The sequence below is a fragment of the Bacillus fungorum genome (assembly GCF_002746455.1).
In the GTDB taxonomy this organism is placed as follows: Bacteria; Bacillota; Bacilli; order Bacillales; family Bacillaceae_G; genus Bacillus_A; species Bacillus_A fungorum.
Genome location: NZ_NWUW01000001.1, coordinates 1 through 17,121, shown reverse-complemented (window position 1 = coordinate 17,121; position 17,121 = coordinate 1). Strand labels below are relative to the sequence as shown.

At 36.9% G+C, this 17,121-nt stretch carries 18 protein-coding genes and 1 other annotated feature; of the genes, 2 read left to right on the top strand and 16 right to left on the bottom strand.

Annotated features, from left to right (window positions below; translation table 11 throughout):
- Positions 1-203 precede the first annotated feature (203 nt).
- The 4 genes from CO726_RS00090 to CO726_RS00075 all read right to left on the bottom strand — a co-directional run bounded on the left by CO726_RS00090 (position 204) and on the right by CO726_RS00075 (position 3,695).
- Positions 204-1,337: a bifunctional cystathionine gamma-lyase/homocysteine desulfhydrase gene (locus CO726_RS00090; protein ID WP_001201908.1), complete on the bottom strand. Its 1,134-nt coding sequence runs from the start codon at positions 1,335-1,337 to the stop codon at positions 204-206.
- A gap of 3 nt (positions 1,338-1,340) precedes the next feature.
- Positions 1,341-2,264, bottom strand: coding sequence for an O-acetylserine dependent cystathionine beta-synthase (locus CO726_RS00085; RefSeq protein ID WP_099682945.1), 924 nt, complete (start codon positions 2,262-2,264; stop codon positions 1,341-1,343).
- 82 nt (positions 2,265-2,346) lie between these two features.
- The gene (gene mtnN / locus CO726_RS00080) at positions 2,347-3,042 is read right to left on the bottom strand and encodes a 5'-methylthioadenosine/S-adenosylhomocysteine nucleosidase (RefSeq protein WP_099682944.1); all 696 of its coding nucleotides are present in this window, start codon (positions 3,040-3,042) and stop codon (positions 2,347-2,349) included.
- A 14-nt stretch (positions 3,043-3,056) separates the two neighbouring features.
- Positions 3,057-3,695, bottom strand: coding sequence for a class I SAM-dependent DNA methyltransferase (locus CO726_RS00075; protein WP_099682943.1), 639 nt, complete (start codon positions 3,693-3,695; stop codon positions 3,057-3,059).
- Positions 3,696-3,831: 136 nt separating this feature from the next.
- Between CO726_RS00075 and CO726_RS00070 the strand changes: the two genes are divergently transcribed.
- On the top strand, positions 3,832-4,047 hold the full coding sequence (locus CO726_RS00070; protein WP_000010984.1) for a YrzA family protein: 216 nt from the start codon (positions 3,832-3,834) through the stop codon (positions 4,045-4,047).
- Positions 4,048-4,082: 35 nt separating this feature from the next.
- Here the strand turns inward: CO726_RS00070 and CO726_RS00065 are convergent, their stop codons facing one another.
- The 12 genes from CO726_RS00065 to alaS all read right to left on the bottom strand — a co-directional run bounded on the left by CO726_RS00065 (position 4,083) and on the right by alaS (position 16,162).
- A complete protein-coding gene (locus CO726_RS00065; RefSeq protein WP_098760945.1) occupies positions 4,083-4,727 on the bottom strand; it encodes a YrrS family protein in 645 nt (214 codons plus the stop codon).
- A gap of 116 nt (positions 4,728-4,843) precedes the next feature.
- A complete protein-coding gene (locus tag CO726_RS00060; protein WP_099682942.1) occupies positions 4,844-6,598 on the bottom strand; it encodes a peptidoglycan D,D-transpeptidase FtsI family protein in 1,755 nt (584 codons plus the stop codon).
- A gap of 92 nt (positions 6,599-6,690) precedes the next feature.
- On the bottom strand, positions 6,691-7,167 hold the full coding sequence (gene greA / locus CO726_RS00055) for a transcription elongation factor GreA (RefSeq protein ID WP_000179964.1): 477 nt from the start codon (positions 7,165-7,167) through the stop codon (positions 6,691-6,693).
- Between the two features lie 276 nt (positions 7,168-7,443).
- On the bottom strand, positions 7,444-8,082 hold the full coding sequence (gene udk, locus CO726_RS00050) for a uridine kinase (RefSeq protein WP_099682941.1): 639 nt from the start codon (positions 8,080-8,082) through the stop codon (positions 7,444-7,446).
- An 18-nt stretch (positions 8,083-8,100) separates the two neighbouring features.
- Positions 8,101-9,381 carry a peptidase U32 family protein gene (locus tag CO726_RS00045; RefSeq protein ID WP_000217969.1) on the bottom strand — a complete coding sequence of 427 codons (1,281 nt, stop codon included), beginning with the start codon at positions 9,379-9,381 and terminating at the stop codon, positions 8,101-8,103.
- A gap of 18 nt (positions 9,382-9,399) precedes the next feature.
- Positions 9,400-10,329 (bottom strand): peptidase U32 family protein, encoded by a 930-nt coding sequence (locus CO726_RS00040; protein WP_099682940.1) that lies wholly within the window; start codon positions 10,327-10,329, stop codon positions 9,400-9,402.
- Positions 10,330-10,336: 7 nt separating this feature from the next.
- The gene (locus CO726_RS00035) at positions 10,337-10,978 is read right to left on the bottom strand and encodes an O-methyltransferase (RefSeq protein WP_099682939.1); all 642 of its coding nucleotides are present in this window, start codon (positions 10,976-10,978) and stop codon (positions 10,337-10,339) included.
- 202 nt (positions 10,979-11,180) lie between these two features.
- A complete protein-coding gene (gene mltG / locus CO726_RS00030) occupies positions 11,181-12,251 on the bottom strand; it encodes an endolytic transglycosylase MltG (protein WP_099682938.1) in 1,071 nt (356 codons plus the stop codon).
- 217 nt (positions 12,252-12,468) lie between these two features.
- A complete protein-coding gene (locus CO726_RS00025) occupies positions 12,469-12,747 on the bottom strand; it encodes a DUF1292 domain-containing protein (protein WP_000392245.1) in 279 nt (92 codons plus the stop codon).
- 12 nt (positions 12,748-12,759) lie between these two features.
- Positions 12,760-13,173, bottom strand: coding sequence for a Holliday junction resolvase RuvX (gene ruvX, locus CO726_RS00020; protein WP_001221197.1), 414 nt, complete (start codon positions 13,171-13,173; stop codon positions 12,760-12,762).
- Positions 13,174-13,176: 3 nt separating this feature from the next.
- Positions 13,177-13,443, bottom strand: coding sequence for an IreB family regulatory phosphoprotein (locus tag CO726_RS00015; RefSeq protein WP_000348590.1), 267 nt, complete (start codon positions 13,441-13,443; stop codon positions 13,177-13,179).
- Between the two features lie 76 nt (positions 13,444-13,519).
- Positions 13,520-16,162 carry an alanine--tRNA ligase gene (gene alaS / locus CO726_RS00010; RefSeq protein WP_099682937.1) on the bottom strand — a complete coding sequence of 881 codons (2,643 nt, stop codon included), beginning with the start codon at positions 16,160-16,162 and terminating at the stop codon, positions 13,520-13,522.
- A gap of 40 nt (positions 16,163-16,202) precedes the next feature.
- Positions 16,203-16,422 (bottom strand) — a binding site (T-box leader).
- Positions 16,423-16,644: 222 nt separating this feature from the next.
- On the opposite strand from alaS, the gene CO726_RS00005 reads away from it, so the two are divergent.
- On the top strand, positions 16,645-16,989 hold the full coding sequence (locus CO726_RS00005) for a PH domain-containing protein (protein WP_099682936.1): 345 nt from the start codon (positions 16,645-16,647) through the stop codon (positions 16,987-16,989).
- The last annotated feature ends 132 nt before the right edge of the window (positions 16,990-17,121 follow it).

Genomic DNA, 17,121 nt, shown 5'->3' with positions numbered 1-17,121 from the left:
GTCCCGATTAGCGCAAAAAAAATAGAGTTGCTTTCCTACATGAATCTCATTGTTTGTGAAACATTTCACAAGTTTGTTCGTGAGTAACATTTCATGAACTTAATATACATGAAATTACTTCATTTGTGTATGTCTATTTTGTGAAATATTTCACAAAATAATATCATAAAAATGCACTGCCCTATATGAGCAGTGCATTTTTATTATGCTAACGCTTGTGCTAAATCTTCAATTAAATCTTCACCATCTTCAATACCGACAGAAATACGAATTAATGTATCTGTAATTCCTAATTCTTTGCGGCGATCTGCTGGGATTGATGCATGTGTCATTTGAGATGGGATAGAAATTAAACTTTCTACTGCCCCTAAACTTTCAGCAAGTGTAAAGTATTGTAATTTCTCAAGCACTTTATTTAATGTCTCTTCACTATCTACATCAAATGAGATAATAGCACCAAATCCATTTGCTTGTTCTGTTGCTAATTCGTGGTTTTGATGTGACTCAAGACCTGGGTAATATACTTTATTTACTTTTGGATGATTATTTAAGAATTCAGCAATAGCTCGTGAATTCGTTTCATGTTCTTCCATACGAATTCCTAATGTTTTTAAACCGCGAAGTAGTAAGAAGCTATCTTGTGGCCCAAGAATGCCTCCTGTTGAGTTTTGTACAAAATGAAGGTCTTCTGCTAATTGCGGGCTATTTACAACTACTAGGCCTGCAACTACGTCACTATGACCTCCTAAATATTTCGTTGCACTATGAAGCACAATATCTGCTCCTAAAGAAATCGGCGACTGCCAATATGGCGTCATGAATGTGTTATCAATAATTGTTAATAAGTCTTTCTCTTTAGCAAGAGTAGATATTTTCTTAATATCAGTAATTTTCAGCAATGGGTTCGTTGGTGTTTCCACATAAATTGCTTTCGTGTTTGGACGAATCGCTTCTTCAACTTCCTCTAGGTTTGTTGTATCTACAAATGTATGCTCAATACCGAAGCGGTTTAATACTTTCGTAATAACGCGGTACGTTCCGCCATACACATCATCTGTTAAAATAACGTGGTCACCTTTTGAGAACAACATAATTGTCGCTGTAATAGCAGCCATTCCTGAACCAAATGCAAAACCAGCATGACCGTTTTCTAATACAGCAATCATTTCTTCTAAAGCTGCACGCGTTGGGTTACCTGTACGTGAATATTCATATCCTTGATGCTTACCAACTGCTTCTTGTTTGTACGTACTCGTTTGATAAATCGGTACATTTACAGATCCAGTTGAAGGTTCTCCTATGCGAATACCATGAATTAACTTTGTCTTTGCTCTCATTTTTTATTCCCATCCTTTGTATATGTCTTTACTTAAATAGCGCTCACTACTATCCGGAAAAATCGTTACAATATTTGTACCTGGTGCCGCTTTTTCTGCTTCCAGTAAACTTGCATGAAATGCTGCTCCTGAAGAGCTCCCAACAAGCAGTCCTTCTTTTTGCGCTAATTCCTTCACTCGTAAAAATGCATTTCGATCAGAAATTGTATGAATTTCATCAAAATAAGATGTCTTCAAAAATGGTGGGATAAATTCCAGTCCAATTCCTTCGGTCTCATGTGAACCAGCCTTACCACCATTTAAAATAGATCCTTCTGGCTCTACGATAACTGTTTTAACATCTATATTTTTTTCTTTCAAATAAGATGCAGTCCCCATGAATGTACCGCCAGTTCCTGCTCCTGCAACAAATATGTTAATCTCTCCGTTAAGTGCATCCCAAAGTTCAGGACCTAGTGTTTTGAAATAAGCACGAGGGTTTGCTTCATTCGCAAACTGACTTGGAGAGTATGAATTCGGGATTTCATTTACTAACTCTTTCGCTTTTGCAATTGCACCGGTCATTCCTTGCTCAGTCGGTGTATGCACGACCTTTGCGCCTAGTGCTTTCATTAATTCTTGTTTTTCAATACTAAATTTCTCTGGTACACAAACGATAACGCGTAAATCATGTTGTAACGCTGCAAGTGCCAGTCCAATACCAGTATTTCCAGCAGTCGGTTCAATAATTGTTCCACCCTGGGTAACAAGCCCTTTTTCTAGCGCATCTTCGATTAATTCTCTTCCTAAACGATCCTTAACGCTTCCACCTGGGTTATAAAATTCAAGCTTTGCAAATAAACGGACCCCTTCTGGAAGTGAAAAACGAGTAATTTCCACAATTGGTGTATGACCAATTAACTCATGAACTCCACGATATATATTCATCGTGTTCTCCCCCTTATTTGCCAATAAAGAAAAGGCAACTGTATGTATGTTCTTTATATGAGACAGTTGCCTTTTTGTTACATTACTTTAACTCTTCTAGTACTTTTACGATAAAGTTTGTAGAATGAAGAGCTGCTTGATCTAAAAATTGATCAAATGAAACATTTGATTCTTTACCAGCAATATCAGAAAGTGCACGAATAATAACAAACGGAACTTCATATTGGTGGCATACTTGCGCAACAGCTGCTGCTTCCATTTCTACTGCATAAAGATCTTCAAATTTATCACGAATTGCTGCAACGCGGTTCGGATCACTCATAAATGAATCACCTGTTGCAATCATACCTTTTACAACTTGAATACTTTCTTCTGTTTGCATGCATTTCTCAGCTAATGCAACTAATGCTTCATCAGCCTTGAATCCAGGCGGCATTCCTGGTACTTGACCATATTCATAGTTAAATGCTGTTACATCTACGTCATGATGACGAACTTCTGTTGAAATAACTACATCTCCAACATTTAGAGAGTGATGGAATCCACCAGCTGAACCAGTATTAATTACTTTTTCCGGCTTATATCTTTCTAATAAAATTGTCGTTGACATCGCTGCATTTACTTTACCAATACCAGACTTTAACAAAATTACTTCATGTCCTGCTAATTGTCCTTTCGTAAATTCACAACCCGCAACCGTTTCTGTTTCTGCTTGTTCTAATTTGTCACGTAAAATACGTACTTCTTCTTCCATTGCTCCAATTACAGCAATTCTCAATCTAATCCCTCTTTCTATTGCTTAGTTGCCTCCATTACCCACACGAAATGATTTAATCTCGTAAACGTTACATGGAAACCATTGTTTTCAAAAATAGACTGCATGACTGGAATACGTGTATAGTATTCCGTTTGCAAATCGTTTGCTAACTGATGAAAACCTCTTTGTTTTGCTGTTTCAACAGTTTTATCATATGCATCTTGATCTGCAAATATCGTATCAGCAAACACTATTTTACCACCTTTGTTTAGCAATTGACTATACTTCGCAATCGCTACATTTTTTTCATCATCTGTTAAATGATGAAATGCATAGGTGCTTACTATAGTATCAATTGAATTTGGGACTTCAAACGAAAGAAAATCACCCTCTGTAATGGAAAACTCTTTTGGCAATTTCTCTTTTGCAATCATGCGCATTTCACGCGACGGTTCTATACCGTAAACTGTGCGGCCAGCAAGTAATAATTTATTTGTTAAATTACCTGTACCAACACCAAATTCTAATACATTACCAAATGACTTGTTAACTACATCCTCTAGAATGTCCTCATAATGGGCGAAAACTTCTTTATATTGTATATCTTCGCCTTGTACAAATGAGTCGTACGTATGAGCCCACTCATCAAATAAACCATTAAATTCTGTACCCATAAAAATTCCCCTTTTTCTTATCGGTTTTATCAGTATGATATGCCTTCTTTCTAAAAATGTCAATTGAAATGTACATGGTATTTCCTTCTTTTCTTTGTTACACTATAGTTGATTACATAGGAGAGGGGCCGTCTTCATGTCATTTACCTTTGAAATGTTAGAAGATAAAGTAGAGTTTTTCGAAGCGGGAGACTTAGCTTCTTTAGAACGAAAAATTAGTGAACAAATCGATAATAATAAAGCACTTATGCTTGAAGTTCATCACATCTCGCATCAAATGGTTATGGATCCCGAAAGCAAAAGACCATATTATAGCGCAGTTGTTCATTTTAAATTAAAGAAATTACGCTAACTAAAAAAGAGAAGCTCCTAAGGAGCTTCTCTTTTTTAGTTTAGAGTTTGAACAAGTACTGGTTTCCAGCCCTCATTGTCTACCCAATCAATATTCACATAATACTTTTTACCAGATTGTTTATCTTGTACGTTACCATAAGCTTTATTCTTACCGTTATTTCCAATTCTATGGATAACTAATTGCTCTACTGGAACGTCAATTGCAGCTGAAATAGCTTGATTCATCTCATTCCAATCTGCTGTACCTTTTTTAAACGTCATCGCAGGTGTTGCACCTTGCTCTGTACCTACTGGCTTCCAAGAAGATTTCGTATAAGCGTCAGTTGCCTTTGGCTGTGTTTTTTCAGCTGGTACTTTCTCGTTAGCTTTCGCTTCTTCTTCAGCTTTTTTCTGCTCTTCTTCAGCCTTTTGCTTCTCTTCTTCCTTCTTAGCATCTGCCTTATCTTGCTCGTTCTTCTTCGTCTCTTCTTTGCCTTTAGCTTTCTCAGCCTTATTCTCTTTCGTTGTTTGCTGAGCTACTTTTTTGTCACTAGAAGACGCTTGTTCTTTTCTTTCAGGAACAAACAATTGATATGATACAATAGCTACTAATATTAATACAATTGCGATTGCAATATTTAAAACACCGTTTTGACGACGTTTTTGTTGTTTCTGTTGGAATCTAGATCCTCCTGCCATTCTTCAAACCTCCATGCAGTTTTTCATACTTGCTATTGTAACATTAAATCTAGAAAGGTTGAACATTTACAATAATATTTTCACGAAATGAAAACATTTCACTATGAATTGCAAGATTACTTTTCATTCTCTAATCGATAGATTGATTCTACGATAGCTTTGAAAATAGGTGTAACTGTATTTACATTGCTATTCGTTTCTATATCTACGACAACTAAAGCATATCTTGGATTTTCATATGGAAAATAACCTGCAAACCAGCGATTCACTGTCGTCCCTTTCCCTGTTTGTGCTGTCCCAGATTTTCCGGCGACACTAAGTGGCAACGATCGGAATGCTGCTCCTGTTCCTTTTTCGGTTGTTACAACGCTCCTTAATAATCCTTGTAATGTTTTCACTGTTTCATACGAAAGCTGCTTTCCACCTAATGTATGGTCTTCAAATGTATAAAAGTCCGTTCCATTTTTATACATTATTTTTTCAACAGCTTTCACTTCCATCTTTTCTCCACCTCTAGCAATCGTCGCCATCATGTTTGCAATCGCTAGCGGTGACATACGTACATCTTTCTGTCCAATCGCTGTTTGCGCTACCGCCTTTTTACTATTCTTATTTCCTTCATTCCCCAAAATCGTAACACTCTTCTCCTCTGGTATTTGTTCAAAATGAGTTGTATGAAATACAGAACCTTTCCATCCAACCTTATCAGCGCCTCCTAAAGCTGCTACGTAAGTTTCTAACACCATCTTATCCTTTTGTATTAACTCGTTACCTAACTCTGAAAATGTCCTGTTACAGCTTCTAGCAAAGCTCTCTTTAAAACTAAGTGTACCCATCATAACTTGTGGGTGGTCTTCACCATATAAATCTTTATTACAATTAAATGTACGATTCAACACATTTTCATTTTTATCAATCACTGCCGCTGCAACGATCGTTTTAAAAACAGAACCGGGAAAATGTGGTGTTAACATTTGATTTTCAAGTGTAGTTTTATATAAACTTTCATCTTTCACCTGTACAGATGGTTTACTGACCATCGCTAAAATTTCATTTTTCTTTACATCAAGTAACACTAATCCTCCCTTCCTTATTCCGCTTGCTTCAACCACTTCTTCTGCTTTTTGCTGTAATCCGTTATGTAAAGTAGTTTGAATCGTCACTGGGTAAAACGGATTTCCAGGCGACGTATATCTCGCTTGTTTCCCAAAAATCGGTTCTCCTTGTCGGTCCACTTGATACAATACTTTTGCCTCTCCATCAGTCAAAAGAAATTCATCAAATGATTGCTGCAATCCTGAAATACCAATTGGCGTTTGCTTTGAAACTTTTCTTACTTCTCCATATCTTTTTTGAAATTCTCGTTCATTCTCACCCACATTGCCAATTAAATGATTTACCGTACCAGTTTGCCGTAAACGAACTTCAGCAGCTACAATACCTAATACATTTAATTGATTCACCTTCTGCATCTGCTCTCGTGCCAATCGAAATGGACCATTTCCACTTTGCATTATAAATGCACTTTTCTTATCTTTCATTTGACTTTCAATCTCTTGTCTCGACACACCAATGATATGCGCAATTTTCTCTAACATGTCATTTTTTATTTGTAGAAATGGAAAAACAATTAAAACGGGATACTTTTCCTCCCCTATTTCCTTACCATTCCGATCTATAAAATGGCCTCGTCCATCATCTACCGTAATAGATTGCGTCCGTTGTGTAACACTTTTTTCAATTAAATTAATCTTACGATCCGTAAATGATTCTGTATCTATAATTTGTATTTGAATTAAACGACAAAGTAATATAAACATGACACTTATAAAACAAATTAGAACAATTATAATTCTCCGGTTTATTTTCATACAAAAACACCTCGTCTACTATAGTTTGGACGGAGTGTTTCATCTTTTATACAAATAAAAAAATCACTCGCTTTTACACGAGTGATTTTTCATTATTTTACAGAGATAATCTCTACTTGCATTTCTCCACCTGGAGTTTGGATTGCTACCTTCTCACCAATTTGCTTACCTAATAAGCTTTTTGCGATTGGAGAATCGTTAGAAATTCTTCCTTCAAATGGATCTGCTTCTGCGCTACCTACGATTGTGTAAGATTCTTCATCTCCACCTGGTAACTCTTTAAATGTTACTGTTTTACCTAACGTAACAACTGTAGATTCTTCGCCATTATCTGTGATGATAACTGCGTTACGAATCATGTTTTCTAATTGTGTAATACGTCCTTCTACGAACGCTTGCTCATCTTTCGCTGCATCGTACTCAGAGTTCTCAGAAAGATCTCCGAAGCTACGTGCAATCTTAATGCGCTCTACAACCTCTTTACGTTTTACCGTTTTTAAATCCTCAAGTTCGTTCTCTAGCTTTTGCTTACCCTCTTGCGTCATAGGGTATGTTTTTTCTGTTGCCATATTTTCCACTCCTTTTATATACCAATCCCCTGAAAAAGAGGAGTTCCATATGAAAACTCCCCCGCTCATATGTAGAGCGGAGGTTTCTAGCACGCCTGCACTAGCGGAGTTGTCACATACAACCCCGTATTTCCAATTCTTCTTTATATAAAGAAGATATGTATGGAAAGTTGATATAAATATGCCCTCACCTATATATAGATGAGGTTGCATGTTTCATTGTATTCGATAGGAAGGGAAAAAATCCCTTCCTATCGTATATCTTTTACTATGCTATTACAAATTTACTTTTTGTTCAAGAATTGTTGCAATTTTTGTCACCATAATATCAATTGCAACATGGTTTTGTCCACCTTCAGGGATAATAATATCCGCAAATTTCTTAGAAGGCTCAATAAATTGATTGTGCATTGGACGTACAACACTTACGTATTGATCAATAACTGAATCCATCGTACGACCGCGTTCTTTAATATCACGCTGCATGCGGCGTAAAATACGAAGGTCAGCATCTGTATCAACGAATAGCTTAATGTCCATTAAATCACAAAGACGTGGGTCTTCTAAAATAAGAATTCCTTCTAAAATGATTACATCTTTCGGCTCAACTGGAATAATTTCTTCTGAACGCGTATGCAATGTATAGTCATATACAGGCTTATCAATTTGCTCATATGCAAGCAACTGCTGCAAATGTTCAATTAACAGATCATTATCAAACGCAAGCGGATGATCATAATTTGTTTTTAAACGCTCTTCCATTGGTAAATGGCTTTGATCTTTGTAATAATAATCTTGCTCTAAGATTAAAATAGAATGACCTTTAAAATGGTCAAAAATCGCTTTCGTTACACTCGTTTTACCTGATCCCGAACCACCAGCAATTCCAATTACAACAGGCTTATTCGTCCCCATTCGACTATCAACTCTTTCTTATTGAAGTATGCTTTTGCGCATCATATTATTCACATACACTGGTTGATCCACTTTGAATTTCACGATTTGCAACGGATGTCTCGCTGCATCTAATTCGTTTCCATCCTCATCCCAAATTTTCTCCACCGTTTGCGTAAAGTTTTCTATTTCTGGCCCAAAGAATTCCACTTCATGTCCTGGTTTGAAATGATTACGTTGCTCAATCGTTACGATGCCCGTTTCTTCATTATAATCTAACACTAAACCAGCGAAATCATACGTTGTTTTCTTACTATGATTTCCAAACATTTGCTCTTGATGTCCTGGAACCCCTTCAAAGAATGCAGGAGCTGTATCACGATTTGCACATTTATCAAGCTCATCTAACCATTCTTGTTTAAACTCAAAGTTATCAGGATCCGCACAATACGCATCAATTACTTTACGGTATACTGTCGCTACAGTCGCTACGTAATGGATTGATTTCATACGTCCTTCAACTTTTAAGCTATCAATTCCAATTTCAATCATTTTCGGAATTGATAAAATTAAATTTAAATCTTTTGGACTCATTGCAAAGTGAGCATCTTCTTCTTGGAATAGAGGAAGCTCTTTTGCATCTTTATGTTGTGATACCGTTTGAACTAAATCATAGTCCCAGCGACAAGATTGACAACAACCACCACGGTTAGAGTCACGCGCTGTCATATGGTTACTTAACGTACATCTTCCTGAATATGCGATACACATTGCACCATGGACGAATGCTTCAATTTCGATATCCACTTTTTCTTTAATTTCTTTCATTTCTTCATAGCTTGCTTCACGAGCTAATACAAGACGATGTAAACCTTCTTCTTTCCAATACTGTGCTGCTTTCCAGTTGGATAGTGATTGTTGTGTACTTAAATGCACCTCAACAGAAGGCGCTACACGTTTACAAGTCTCAATAATAAGCGGATCAGCAACGATAATTCCCGTTACGCCAGCTTTTTCAATCCCTTTTAAATATTCCTCTAACCCGTCCATATTTTCATTATGTGCAAAGATATTTGTTGTTACATATATTTTTGCTCCATATTTCTTTGCAAATTCAACACCTTCTGCCATTTCTTCCAGCGTAAAGTTACCTGCATTCGAACGAAGACCAAATTCTTGTCCACCTAAATATACAGCATCTGCCCCGTAATGGATAGCTACTTTTAATTTTTCTAAGTTACCCGCAGGGATTAACAGTTCAGGTTTCTTGACAATAACGCGTTTGCCATCGATCACTCGTGAAATTTCTTGTACAGTCATTTCCTACACCCTCCTCGTTTAGTAAACCGTCTCTTTAAAGAAGAATCCTGTATCTAACGGACGATTTACTGGTTGCATTTCTTCTATCTCTTTATATAAATCGTCTTTCACGTCATAGTACGCATCACGATCTTCTACACATAAATCAATTGCTTTACGATATTTCTTCGTTACCTCAATAATGTATTCAGAGCTTTTTAGTACACCATCAACTTTTAGGCTATCGACTTCAGCGTCAATTAGCTCTTCTAACTCATCAATGAAACAAATATCGTTTGGACTCATAATGTGAGTACCATTTTCATCTTCATAAATTGGATATTTATTGTTACGCTCTGGGTCATATAAGAACATATTCTCTTCATATTTTTTCTTTTCAATGTCAAGATTACGTCCTTGATACTCAAAGTAGTTTCCTACTAATGAACGCTTCGATTGGAACATACAAGTCATACCGTGAATTTGCACTTCAAGTTCCACTTCAGCATTTTCTTTTAATTCAACAATTTCATCTAAGCTAAGCTCACGGGCTAATACAGCACGTTTTGCCCCTCTTTGTCCCCAATAATTGCAAGTAAACCAGTTTGTTGCTGTTGTTTCTGTATTCCAGTGCAATTGCATATTTGGCGCTACTTCGCGAACCGCCATTAATACTGCTGGATCTCCGAAAACAATTGCATCTACATGTACTTCGTTTAAAAATGCAACATAATCTGTTAATTCTTCGACTTTATCATTGTGGAACATCGCGTTCATTGCTACGTATACTTTCACACCATTTTCATGTGCAATTTTCACAGCTTGTTTCACATCTTCACGTGAAAATTCCCCTGCTAAACGTAAACCAAACTTTTGCTCACCGATCATTACCGCATCTGCTCCTGCTTTCGCAAGAGGCTCGATATCCGCCACTGCTTTTGGCGTTACTAACAATTCAGGTTTCTTCATACCTTGGTCACCCTCTCTTTTTACTAACAGCTACTCCATCACCAATTGGGAAAATCGTTGTATCATATCCTTCATGATTCATAAGCCATTCATTGTACGTCTTAATACGACGGATTAAACCACGTGTACGTCTGTTTTCAATTTTCTCTTTTGTCGTTACAAGGCCATGGTACATAACATTATCTGAAATAATTACGCCACCAGGATTTAATAACGGTTCATATAAGTCAAAAAAGCGACGATATTGTCCTTTTGCTGCATCAATAAAAATAACGTCAAATGTTCCATGTTCTTCTACTTGCTCGCCTGTTTCTAACGCATCACCGTAAATAACGGAAATACGTTCTTTAACTGGTGAACGTTCTATATATTCAAGTGCTTTTTCATATCGCTCGCGATTGCGCTCAACTGTCACAATGCGAGAATTCGGAATAGCTTGCATCATACGAATACTAGAATAACCAATTGCTGTACCAAGCTCTAAAATGCTTTTTGGTCCAATTAAACGTAAAAATTGCAACATAAATTCCATTCCAAGTCGATCCATAATCGGCACATGATTTTCTTTCGCATATTCTTCCATTTCAAGAATTAATTTATCTTTCGGATCAATAAATGATAATAGGTACTCGTTAACTGCATCCTCCATAATGGTCCTCCTTATTTACATGGAGAAGTGCCTCTATGACGTCTTTTCACACATAGAATGCAATAAAAATACAAGCCAGCTTCACCCTTAGCTTGTACGTCCCGTTTTGATATTAAAAACGATTCTTCTGCCAGTTTTTAACCCGATATATTTTACCACAAAAAAGAGGGATGTGCGACTTTTTTCGCTACCCCTCCCCATTTCACTGTTTTTTCGTAATATATTTTTGTTTTAATGCATTATGCTCTTCCAATGTTTTCGCATAGTACACTTCACCAGTTGGTGCAGCTAAGAAATAATAATAATCTGTTTGCGCAGGCTCTAGCGCCGCTTCCACTGAATGTTTACCAGAGTTTGCAATCGGGCCAACCGGCAATCCTTTCACAACATACGTATTGTACGGTGAGTTTATCTTTAAATCTTCGTATAATACACGTTGTTTATGCTTTCCAAGTGCGTATAATACCGTTGGATCAGTTTGCAATGGCATACCTTTCGCTAAACGATTATAAAAGACACTAGAGATTTTTTGACGATCTGTAAAGCCTGTTGCCTCTTCTTCAATAAGTGAAGACAATGTTAAAAGCTGATGAACATCCCAGTTCTTCGCTTTCATTTTTGCCTCGTTTTGAACAATGATTGCATTCGTTTTCTCAAGCATCGGAATTACGATTTCTTCTAACGTCGTATCTTTTTTATAGAAAGAGTACGTCGCAGGATATAAATAACCTTCTAACGGATATTTAATATTGCTATCAAAGATTTTATCCGTTAATAACTTCGGGTACTTTTGCTGCATTTTTTGAATAAATGCTTTATCGTTTAATTGACGTACAACATCATCTTTATTCCACTTTAATTCGTTTGCAATTGCCTCTGCAATTTCAGTTACTTGCGCGCCTTCTTTTATCGTCACTTTATAAAGAGCTGGACGATGAACATTACCAGATGTCATTTGTTCAATGACATCTTTTGCACTCATTGAAGGATTTAATAAATATGTACCCGCTTGTAAATTTTTAGATTTAGCCTTTGTATAAAAACTAAAAACTGTACCGTTTTTCACAGCACCTTTTTCTTCTAAAATCTCACCAATTTTACTAGTAGATGATCCCTTTGGAATTTCTACTTCAATCTCTTTTTTATTCCCGCTATTAACTGGTCCTAATGCGGATGAAATATACGCATAGACTGAACCACAAACTAAAAGCAGTGCAATAATCGAAAATAAAAAAATACGTCTACGCTTCTTTTTCACTTGATTCTCTACCAAAACTCTTCCTCCTTATTCAATTGTAGGCCATATGTACATATTTCTATACAACACGATGAAAAATCACAATAAACTTACCTATCATTTTTGACAGATACTTTATTTTTCTACAATCCGTCTCATTATACTACAAAGGATTGCAGGGTTTCGACAAAAAATCTTTCATTTTACATATAAAAAAAGATGGACTATATATCGTCCACCTTTTCAGTACTTATTATTCAGCTTCTTGCTCATCAGCTAGAGTGTTGAACATTTCTTGTACCATTTCCCACTCTTCTTCAGATTCGATTGGAAGTAAACTTCCGCCCTCTTCTTCATTTTGCTCATAAGCCATTGCATCATAAATTGGGTCTCCATCTTCGTCTACTTCACCGATTGGAGAGAAGACTACGTATGATTTTTTCCCAAATTTTTCAGCATCAAAAGTGAAAATAATTTCACATAAATGTTCGTTACCTTTTTCGTCTACAATTGTAATTTGATTTTCTTCCATTTTGGTCACCTCTTATTTACTATCTAAAAATCCTTGTAAGATTACGACTGCAGCCATCTTATCGATTACTTGCTTTCGCTTCTTACGGCTTACATCAGCTGAAATGAGCAGACGTTCCGCTGCCATCGTTGACAAACGCTCGTCCCACATTACAACGTCTAATTGTAACAGCTCTCGTAGGTTTTCTGCAAATTGCTGGCACGCTTCACCACGCGGGCCAATTGTACCATTCATATTTTTAGGTAAACCTACTACTATCTTGTCCACATCATACTGTTTTACTAACTCCGAAATACGGTCAAAACCAAATTGACCTCGTTCTTCGTTAATCTTGATTGTTTCAAGTCCTTGCGCTGTCCAGCCCATTTCGTCGCTAATTGCAACTCCGACTGTTTTTGTACCTACATCTAAACCTAGTATCCGCATAAACTACTCCTCACGATGATGTTTCAAGTAAGACTTCACAAGCTCTTCAATTAACTCATCACGCTCAAGCTTGCGAATGATGCTTCGAGCATCTTTATGGCGAGGTATGTATGCTGGGTCTCCACTTAATAAATAACCAACGATTTGGTTAATCGGATTATAGCCTTTTTCTTGAAGTGCATCATACACAGTTAAAAGTACATCATTTACATGGACACTCTGTTTTTCATCTTGAATGCTAAACTTCATTGTTTTATCAAAACCGTCCATTTCAAGCACCTCACTTATATAGTAAGTATAGGGAGAAGAACTTCTCCTCTCCCTACCATTGTACACTACTATCTCTTTATTTTGAAACAGATTTAACGTACTCTTGTACAAATGCTAAAGCTTCCTCAACTTGCGCTGGGTTTTTACCTCCTGCTTGTGCCATATCAGGACGGCCACCACCGCCACCGCCGCAACGAGAAGCTACTTCTTTCACAAGTTTACCAGCATGGTATCCTTGGCTAATTAAATCTTTCGTTACGCCAGCTAAGATGTTTACTTTATCATCATTAACAGAAGCTAATACGACAACTGCTGACTCTAATTTATTTTTCAGGTCATCCATCATCGTACGTAAGTTGTTCATATCTGCAACATTTACTTTCGCCGCTAATACGTTCACACCATCAACTGTTATTACTGAATCAGTTAAGTTTCCAGCTTCAATGTTACTTAATTTTGCAGCAAGAGATTCGTTTTCTTTTTGCAGTTGTTTTACTTCAGCAAATAAACCATCTACTCTTGTTAAAATATCTTTCGGATTTGTTTTCATTTTTCCTGCTGCTTCTTTTAATAAACCTACTTGATCGTTCATTAATTCGTATGCAGACTTACCAGTTACCGCCTCAATACGACGAGTTCCTGCACCGATACCAGACTCAGCAACGATTTTGAAAATACCGATAGAAGCTGTGTTATCAACGTGACAACCACCGCAAAGCTCTAAGCTGTAATCGCCAACTTGTACAACGCGTACAACATCACCGTATTTTTCACCGAATAATGCCATTGCGCCCATTTCTTTCGCTTCTTCGATTGCTTTTTGAGAAATCTCAACATCAATACTTTCCCAAATTTTCTCGTTTACGATACGCTCAATTTTTTCTAATTCGTCAGCTTGTACTTGACCGAAGTGAGAGAAGTCAAAGCGTAAACGTTCAGAAGTTACAAGAGAACCTGCTTGGTTAACGTGCGTTCCAAGTACATCTTTTAATGCTTGGTGTAGTAAGTGAGTTGCTGTATGGTTTTTCACAACGCTACTACGGTTTTTCGTATCAATGACAGCTTTCACAGCAGCATCTTTCGTTAATGTACCTTCTTCAACAACAACTTTGTGTAAGTTTTGACCATTTGGTGCTTTTTGTACGTCTTTTACAAGAACTTTCACGCCGTCAGTAAGAAGGTAACCACGGTCTGCAATTTGTCCGCCGCTCTCAGCATAGAATGGTGTTACATCAAGCATTAATTGTCCTTCTTCACCAGCTTGTAAGCTGTCTGTGTATTCGCCGTTTTTCACAAGTGCAACAACGTTACTTTCTGTTGCAACTGTACCATAACCAACGAACTCACTCGCTACTTTCACTTCTCCAAGGACACCGCCTTGAACTTGCATAGAATCAACGTCTTGACGAGCAGCACGTGCGCGCTCACGTTGTTTTTCCATTTCATTTTCAAAGCCTTCATGATCAACTGTCATACCAGCTTCTTCTGCATATTCTTCTGTTAATTCAATTGGGAAACCGTATGTGTCATATAGACGGAACGCATCTACTCCAGAAATAACAGTTGTTTTTTCTTCTTTTGCTTTTGCGATAACTTCAGCTAAAATTGCTTCACCGTCATGAAGTGTTTCGTGGAAACGCTCTTCTTCGTTTTTCACAACTTTTGCGATGAAATCTTTCTTTTCAAGTACTTCTGGATAGAAGTCTTTCATTACTTCTCCAACAACTGGCACTAATTCAAACATGAATGGACGGTTGATGTTTAATTTCTTCGAATAACGAACAGCACGGCGTAATAAACGACGTAATACATAACCACGGCCTTCGTTAGATGGAAGAGCACCGTCACCAACAGCGAATGTTACTGTACGGATATGGTCAGCAATTACTTTAAACGCCATATCTTTTTCTAAGTCACCATTACGATACTTCTCACCAGAGATTGTTTCTGTTGCACCAATCATCGGCATGAATAAGTCTGTGTCAAAGTTTGTAGGCACATCTTGAACGATAGATGTCATACGCTCTAGACCCATCCCTGTATCGATGTTTTTCTTAGGAAGTGGTGTATATGAACCGTCTGGATTATGGTTAAATTGAGAGAATACAAGGTTCCATACTTCTAAGTAACGCTCGTTTTCTCCACCTGGATATAATTCTGGGTCACTAAAGTCATTACCGTAAGCTTCTCCGCGGTCATAGAAAATCTCTGTATTCGGTCCACTTGGTCCTTCACCGATATCCCAGAAGTTTTCTTCTAAGCGGATAATACGCTCTTTTGGAACACCCATTTTCTCATTCCAAATTGTGAATGCTTCTTCATCTTCTGGATGGATTGTAACTGATAGTAATTCTTTATCGAATCCGATCCATTTGTCGCTCGTTAAGAACTCCCAAGCCCAAGTAATTGCTTCTTCTTTAAAGTAATCACCAATTGAGAAGTTTCCTAACATTTCAAAGAATGTATGGTGACGAGCTGTCTTCCCTACGTTTTCAATATCGTTTGTACGAATTGATTTTTGAGCATTTGTAATACGTGGATTTTGCGGGATTACACGTCCATCAAAATATTTTTTTAATGTTGCTACACCACTGTTAATCCATAAAAGAGACGGATCCTCATGTGGAACTAGTGATGCACTAGGTTCTACTGCATGTCCTTTTTCTTGGAAAAAGTCTAAAAACATTTGACGAATTTGTGCGCCTGTTAGTTGTTTCATTGTATTTTCCTCCTTAAATATAAAAAACTCCCGCCCCTATAAAAGGGACGAGAGTTAACTCGCGATACCACCCTAATTATGAATTGATTACTATAACAATCAATTCATCACCTCATGGTGCCGTAACGTGGCAAGACGGCAGTGATTAGCTGCTCTCAGGATTAGCTTTCTGTTACCCTTCATTTAAAGCTTCTTTCAGCCATATGGAAGCTTCTCTCTATAAATGGACTGTAACGTACTTGTTCCGTCATTGATTTAATGTATTATATGACTAAATATAATAGAATTCTCTTAAGTTTGTCAATGTAGATAATCATTTATATTGTATCAATTGCTTATTAATCACAGCGATTCTACTATTCATTCTTAACAGCCTTTTCATATATTATGCGTGTATTGATAAATTGTACTACCTCCATAAACTTTTCTGAATATTGTATTTTCGTTACAATTAAATTATCAACCATAAAGGAGCGATTATAATGACAACCTTATTAAATGAAGCTAAAAAGATGTTAACGACTGACGAAACGATATTATTTTACACTGCATGTTCATTAAATATATTTATTTATCGTTCCGTCGCAAGGCCAGGACTGTTAATTTTAACGAACAAACGACTCTTCTTTTATGGACCAGATGTAAGTAAGAACCCATTATTTGAGGAGTACTCTTTCGCAAACATTTCTAATTTAAAAGAGCAAAAGCGGCTTTTCAGCAATCAAATTATATTTATGTACGATAGTGAATGGAAAAAAATAAAACATATTCAAACAAATGATGTAAGCTCTCTTGTTAAACAAATACAGGCGCAACTCTCTAAATAATGATAGGAGTTGTCCCAAAAGCTCCTTTAAATGACTAAAAGCCACAGAGAAAATTTATTTTCTTCGTGGCTTTTGTTATTTTTTCGATTTTCTTCCTCAAACGAGCGGTTCTTTTCCGCTTGTTTGAGGAAG